At 59.3% G+C, this 6718-nt stretch carries 8 protein-coding genes; 7 read left to right on the forward strand and 1 reads right to left on the reverse strand.

Translation table 11 applies throughout. From position 1 onward, the window contains the following. Positions 1–3: 3 nt before the first annotated feature. The 7 genes from B5G34_RS16710 (at position 4) to B5G34_RS18845 (ending at position 5927) form a co-directional block, all read left to right on the forward strand. Positions 4–195, forward strand: coding sequence for a hypothetical protein (locus B5G34_RS16710; protein WP_087340221.1), 192 nt, complete (start codon positions 4–6; stop codon positions 193–195). Positions 196–197: 2 nt separating this feature from the next. Then, positions 198–899 carry a hypothetical protein gene (locus tag B5G34_RS16715; protein ID WP_087340223.1) on the forward strand — a complete coding sequence of 234 codons (702 nt, stop codon included), beginning with the start codon at positions 198–200 and terminating at the stop codon, positions 897–899. Beyond that, positions 896–1162: a PqqD family protein gene (locus B5G34_RS16720; RefSeq protein WP_087340225.1), complete on the forward strand. Its 267-nt coding sequence runs from the start codon at positions 896–898 to the stop codon at positions 1160–1162. The genes B5G34_RS16715 and B5G34_RS16720 overlap by 4 nt, the downstream gene beginning before the upstream one ends. A gap of 91 nt (positions 1163–1253) precedes the next feature. After that, positions 1254–2225: a hypothetical protein gene (locus tag B5G34_RS16725; protein ID WP_087340227.1), complete on the forward strand. Its 972-nt coding sequence runs from the start codon at positions 1254–1256 to the stop codon at positions 2223–2225. 11 nt (positions 2226–2236) lie between these two features. Beyond that, on the forward strand, positions 2237–2716 hold the full coding sequence (locus B5G34_RS16730; RefSeq protein WP_162609515.1) for a S24/S26 family peptidase: 480 nt from the start codon (positions 2237–2239) through the stop codon (positions 2714–2716). Beyond that, on the forward strand, positions 2697–4328 hold the full coding sequence (locus B5G34_RS16735) for an ABC transporter ATP-binding protein (protein WP_087340232.1): 1632 nt from the start codon (positions 2697–2699) through the stop codon (positions 4326–4328). Before B5G34_RS16730 ends, B5G34_RS16735 begins: the two co-directional genes overlap by 20 nt. A gap of 102 nt (positions 4329–4430) precedes the next feature. Next, positions 4431–5927 carry an S-layer homology domain-containing protein gene (locus tag B5G34_RS18845; protein ID WP_162609516.1) on the forward strand — a complete coding sequence of 499 codons (1497 nt, stop codon included), beginning with the start codon at positions 4431–4433 and terminating at the stop codon, positions 5925–5927. 94 nt (positions 5928–6021) lie between these two features. Here the strand turns inward: B5G34_RS18845 and B5G34_RS16745 are convergent, their stop codons facing one another. Further along, a complete protein-coding gene (locus tag B5G34_RS16745; protein WP_162609517.1) occupies positions 6022–6540 on the reverse strand; it encodes a VanZ family protein in 519 nt (172 codons plus the stop codon). Positions 6541–6718: the final 178 nt, after the last annotated feature.

Genomic DNA, 6718 nt, shown 5'->3' on the forward strand with positions numbered 1-6718 from the left:
AGTATGAGCAAGAAAACAGCATATGAAAAGCCGAAGGCGGAAGTGTTGTCCTTTCGGCTGGAAGAAGAACTAATGAGCGGAGGTGCAGACCTGAATTTGACCTCCGACCCAACTGTCGGTGGCGGAGCCGGTGTCATACCGTTTTCCAATGATGATGCTTTGAACGACAAGAGCTCTTACCAGCTGCTGGACTGATCATGCTCTGTCAAGTAGCGGAACTTCTGGTGGAGATCCCGGCGGCGGACGGTATGGACCGCCGCTGCCGGGACTACCGGACGGAATCGGCCCTCCCGGCGGACATTGTGATCCGCCGGGAGGACTACCGGCCGGAAGCCTGGCCCACGCTGAGCGAGGACTATATGGCCTACATGGAGTCCGGCATCCAGTTCTATCTTGGGCTGCTGGGCTTTCATGGCCTGATGCTCCACGCCTCGGCGGTGGAGCATGAGGGACGGGCTTACCTGTTTTCCGGCCCCTGCGGGGCGGGAAAATCCACCCGCACCCGGCTGTGGCGTGACCAATTCGGCGCGGTGATCTTCAACGACGACAAGCCGGCCCTCCGCCGCATGGAGGAGGGGTGGTGCGCCTACGGTACCCCGTGGTGCGGCAAGGACGGCATCAACCAGAACCAAAAAACGCCCCTGGGCGGGATCTGTTTTCTGCGCCGGGACGATGGGCATGTCCAGATCCGTCCCATGGAGCCGTTGGAAGCCATCCGCAGTATCATGAGCCAGACTCTCTATCAGCTCTGGCCCAGGCAGATGGATCAGCTGCTTCCTCTGGTGGAAGGGCTGGTGACCGAGATCCCTATTTTTGAAATGAGTGGCCCACCCAACGGGGAGACGGCCGCACTGTGCCGGGATACCATGACCCGGGCGGCAAAGGAGCGGTTTGGATGAGACTCAAAGAAGGCTTTATGCTTCGGCAGGTGGCCGGCAGCTGGGTAGTCGTGCCCGCCGGCCGCGCCTGCGTGGACTTTGACGGGATGATCAGCCTCAATGATTCCGGGGCCCTGCTGTGGCGGACCCTGGAGCAGGGGGGCGGCCGAGCGGAACTGATTGCCGCTCTCACCGACACCTATGAGGTAGACCCGGTCCAGGCGGAGCAGGACATGGATGAATTTCTGGAAATTCTGCGTCAGGCCAACTGCCTGAGCGAATAACCCGGCGCGTTCCGCGCCGCGGGATGGGTCGGAGATGCTCCGGCTTGTCCCGGTACGCGGAACAAGCATAGAAAACACAGGAGGTTGTGCTATGAAGAAAGCAGTTTCTATGGCGCTTACCGCGGCGCTGCTGGCAGTTCCTGCAACTACCCTGCCTGCGGCAGCGTACAGCAGTACCCAGCAGAATACGGCGGAGGCACTGAATCACCTGGAGCTGTTTCTGGGAACCGGTTCCGGCTTTGAACTGGACCGCCAGATGACCCGGGTGGAAGGCATCACCATGCTGGTGCGTATGCTGGGCCTGGAGGATGAGGCCGACAAGGCACCCCACCACCCCTTCCAGGACGTGGCCGACTGGGCAGACGGTTACGTCAGCTGTGCCTGGTCCGAGGGACTGAGCAACGGTGTATCCAGCATCCGTTTCGGCAGTACTATGGAGCTGTCGGAGACCATGTTCCTCACCATGACGCTGCGGGCTCTGGGCTATGAGGACAGCGGCGAGGGAGCCGATTTCACCTGGGACAAGCCGTATACGCTGGCCAGACTGGCTGGCCTGACCGATGCCGATTCGGATGACGGCACCTTTACCCGAGGCGAGGCGGTGGAGGTATTTTGGAATGCCCTGTCTGCTGATATGGAAGATGAGGACAAGACGCTGTCCGATCAGCTGATGGAAGATGGGGTCTTTACCCTGCGGCAGCTGACCGAGGCCAGCAAGATCCAGGAGGGCGAGCCCATTTCCACCGGGGGCAGTACCGGAGGAAGCACTGGTGGCAGTACCGGCGGCAGCACCGGTGGAAATACCGGCGGCAGTACTGGTGGCAGCACGGGTGGAAATACCGGCGGTACTACCACGCCGGACAAGGACCCGGAGGACTATACCTGGGAAGAGTATCAGGCCATGACGCCGGCAGAGCAGGAGGCACTGTATTACCGCTTTGACAGCGTTTCCGACTTCTTTACCTGGTACAATGCGGCCAAGGAGAAGTATGAGGAGTCCCAGAACGTAATTGAGATCGGCCCTGATGGGTCCGTGGACCTGGGCGATCTGCTGGGGCAGTAAGGGGATTTGGAGTGGATCGCATCATCTCAATGGCGGATCTTTCTCCCCTGCTGGAGGAAGTCATCTGCTCCGGCGGGCAGGCGGAACTGACTGCCACCGGCCGCAGCATGCGTCCTATGCTGTGGGACGGGAAAAGCAGGGTGCGCCTTGCCCCGGCGGAATCTCTGCGCCGGGGGGATGTGATCCTCTACCGTAGACCATCGGGCGCGTATGTGCTCCATCGGATCACCGCCGTGACCGAAACCAGCTGTACCTGCTGCGGAGATGCCCAGAGCATCCTGGAGCAGGGTGTGGAGCGGGGCTCTGTGATTGCCAAAGCGCTGGCCTTTACCTGGCGGGGCCGCTGGGTGGCTTGCGCCAGCCCTGTCTATGGCCTGTACTGGAGATTCTGGCTGGCGGTGCGGCCCGTCCGGCGGCTGGTGAGCGGAGTGTATCGCCGCCTGCGGCGCATTGTGGGTAGGAGGAAGAACCATGTGTCAGACCTCCCGTAAGCAGCTCAAGGAGCTGCTGAAACCCTGGCGGCGGAAAGGTATTGTGCTGAGCGGATTGACCGCGCTCTCTTCCGTGCTGCTGGTGGCATTGGCGCTGGTGAGCCAGAAGGTGCTGGACAGCGCCATGGGACTGGGGAGCCGCTTTACCCTCTGGTGCGTGGCGTTGGGCCTGCTGGCCGTAGGGATTCCCGTGCTGAACGGGATTACCAATGCCTGGTCAGAGCGTTTGACCGATCAGGGCCTGCTGCTGCTCCAGCAAATCAGCATGCAGCGGTTGGGCAAAAAGGACTGCGCCGGTCTGGAGCCGTATCACAGCGGCCAGATCTTCAGCCGCTTGATTGGCGACTGCCGCATGCTGTGTCAGCGCTACACCGTAATTTTCCCAGCTACGGTGGGCCAGCTGATCCGGCTGGGCGGGGCCCTGATTGCACTGGCCGTGCTGGCTCCCATGATTACAGGGGTAGTGCTGGCGGCAGGCTGCCTGGCAATGGCGGTGGCCAGCGTGCTCCGAGGGTACCTGAAGCGGAAACACAAGGCCGTATTGGCCAGCGGAGACCGTCTGACCTCTGAATTGCAGGAGAGCCTGGAGCACCTGGAGCTGCGCCGCAGTGCGGTGGACCCCGTGGAGGGCAGCCGCCGCCTGCGTACATACCAGGAGCGCTGGAGACAGGACCGGGCGCGGCTGCGCCTGGTGACCCTGGGAGGAAGCACGGGATTTTCCGTGCTTGTCCAGCTGGCATCCGCCGCCCTTCTGATCTGGGGCGGCGTAGCCATTGGCACCGGAGGGCTTACCTTCGGCGGACTGACGGCCCTGCTCCAGCTGGCCAATCTCTTTCGCACACCGGTGGCGGGCCTGAGCGGCCTGCACAGCCGGCTTGCGGCTGTGGACGCGGCGGAGGACCGTGTATTAGAGTTGTGGGACCTGGAAGACGAACCGGACGGCGAGCGCCCGCCGGAGGGGGCCGTATGCCGGGCCATACACATTCGCAATGTGACCTTCTGCTATCCGGGGGAGGAACGACCGGTCTTTCAAAATCTGAATGCCAGCGTGGATCTGAACGGATGGACCTGTCTGACCGGCAGTTCCGGCCGCGGAAAGAGTACTTTGTACCGCTTGATTCTTGGGCTCTATCGTCCCCAGGAGGGAGAAATCGTGCTGGAGACCGATCAGGGATGCTTTCCCTGTTCCGCAGCCACCAGACACCTGTTTTCTCTGGTGCCTCAGACGCCGGTGCTGTTTTCCGGAACCTTGCGGGAAAACCTTCTGCTGGCCTGTCCCCACGCAACCGAGGCGGAGCTGCAAGGGGCGCTGAAACTGGCGCAATGCGGTTTTGTGGACAGCCTGCCCCAGAAGCTGGATACGCTGGTAGGCGAAGGCGGGGAAGGGCTTTCTGTAGGCCAGCGGCAGCGGATCACCATCGCCCGGGCGCTCCTCTCCGGCGCGCAGGTCCTTTTGCTGGATGAGAGCACATCCGCCCTGGACCGGGATACGGAGATGCAGGTGTGGAACAGTCTGACAGCCCGTTGGCCCGCTGCAATTGCAGCCACACACCGGCAGGATGTGTTCAAAGAGATCCCAGTCCGGCATCTGAATTTGAACGCCTCATATTGAATATGACAAATTTGTTAAAACACTGGAAAATACTCCAGAAATGGTTTATCATATGAGTAAGTTTCTTTTGAGTGGATACTCAAATGAAGGAGGACAGAAATTATGAAGAGGAAAATGTGGAAGCGTCTGGCATCCCTGGCGCTGGCAGCGGTGATGACTGCCGCATTGGTACCTGCCGCTTTTGCGGCGGATGAGGTCCCCCAGGGTGGAACCTTGACGCTGAGTGGTAATGTTACATATTCCAGCAGCGTCTATCATGTGTCTCTTCGGGCGGACCTCGCCATCTCTGAGGAGATTGCGAAAATCGTTGATGTGAACCGTGCGGACACCAAGAATCTGAAAGCGCTGCGGTTCACCTGCACCGCTGAGAATCCTCTGATCAGCGAGTTTACCGAGGATGCGCTGAAAGCCAGCGTTGACCAGATTGAAGCCAGCAAAATTTTCGATTGGGTCAGCACCACCAGAAACGGCAATCGGATCAGCGTGGAATTTAAACTTGATGAAGCTGCCATCTCGACGTGGGGCAACGAGTCCGCCGGCGAGGTGTCGGCTGCGCTGCAGGCGCCCATCCAAATGACGTTTTCTGATGATCTCAGCATGTCTCAGGTATGGGACTGCATCAGAAGCGCAAGCTCGGTTGAGACAACCGGCGCTATCGTGCTGACCAGCACGAGCGGCAGTATCCCTTACTATGGCGTTACCTCTGCGGTTCTGGCCAGTGATACCTGCATTACCATCATCTCTCCCACCGCCAGCTCCGGCAGCGAATCCGGCTCCGGCAGCGGCACCTCCAAGCCCACCTATGAGATTGAAGCTGTGGATACCCCCAACGGCGAAGTGAAGACCACTCCTACCCGTGCCTCCAAGGGCACTTTGGTCACCATCACGGTTACCCCTGATACCGGCTATGAGGTTGCCTCTCTGAGCGTTGTGGATGAGGACGGCAATGAAGTGGAGGTTGAGGATAAGGGCAACGGTAAGTACACCTTTACCATGCCTGCCTCCGAGGTGAGCGTGAACGTCACCTTTGCTGAGATTGTGGACGATATGCCCTTTGTGGATGTGGCGGAGAATGATTGGTTCTATGACTCCGTGCGATATGTCTATGATAACGGCTTGATGGAGGGCACCTCCGCTACTACCTTTGCTCCCACGCTTACCACCACCCGCAGCATGGTGGCCACCATTCTCTGGCGGGTCGAGGGAGAGGCTCAGGTGGATCATATCATGGCCTATCCCGATGTGGAGCCCAATACCTGGTATACCGAGGCTGTCCGCTGGGCTACGGCGGAAGGTATCATGGAGGGCTACGGCGATGGCCGCTTTGGTCCCAACGACTCTATTACCCGTGAGCAGCTGGCTACCATCCTGTATCGTTATGCCAAGTATAAGGGCTATGACGTGAGCGCTTCCGATGATCTGAGCGCGTTTTTGGATGCGGATCAGACCGGCGACTGGGCCGTGGACGCAGTAAAGTGGGCCGTGGGTTCCGGCCTGCTGAATGGTAAGGACGGCAGTCGCCTGGATCCCCAGGGTGTTGCATCCCGTGCGGAAGTAGCCACTATGCTGATGCGTTTTATGGAAAAGATCGCTGAGTGAGAAGTGCTTGCCGAAGCAAGCGGCAGATAGACTCTCATACAGAAATAGTGCTGGAACGGTTTGCTACGTTCCAGCACTATTTTCTTATGCAAGTCTATCCGCCTGCTCCTTTGACGACTACTAGATGTGTTGTCGTCAGTCCGCCTAGGAGACAGCCCACGGTGTTGTGAAGCATATCATCCCACTCAAAAAGACCCAGATGAAAGAGAAGCTGGGTGGTCTCGATGGCGGCAGAGAGAACCAGACCAGTGAGGCAAATGGTCAGCAGGGGCCGCTGTTGCTGCTGCACCCATCGGCAGCAGCAAAGCAGCGCCCCCAGAGGGACAAAGAGAAGCATGTTCAGACAGATCTGAAAGAAGAGCGCACGGTTCCCGTGGAACAGCACCTGGCCCCAGGACCATAGGGGGATCCATGCTGCCGCCTGCTGATGGTTTCCCTCTCGGGAGAAAAGGGTGAGCATCAGGACAAAGGCGGTATAGATGATGGCAGACCGTAGGGCAATCTCCTGCCGCCCCAACAAATACCAAAGAACCATGGCCCCGGCGGCAAAAATCAGCCACAGCCGGAGCCCCACAGAGCATAAAACAGCGCTGGCATAGGAAATCAAGGGCATACCTCCTGGGAGTATATGGAATAAGTGTACCATGATCAGCATGGCGCGTCAACCGCATGGCTGGGCGTGTGTCACCGCCGGAGTAAAATAGACCTGGAGCGCCGGGCAAAAATTGACCCACGCCTAAAGACCGGCTATCTTAAAAGTGTGTCGAATACTTTTAAGGGAGATGGCCGAA

It is taken from the genome of Flavonifractor sp. An82 (assembly GCF_002159265.1).
Taxonomy (GTDB): Bacteria; Bacillota; Clostridia; order Oscillospirales; family Oscillospiraceae; genus Flavonifractor.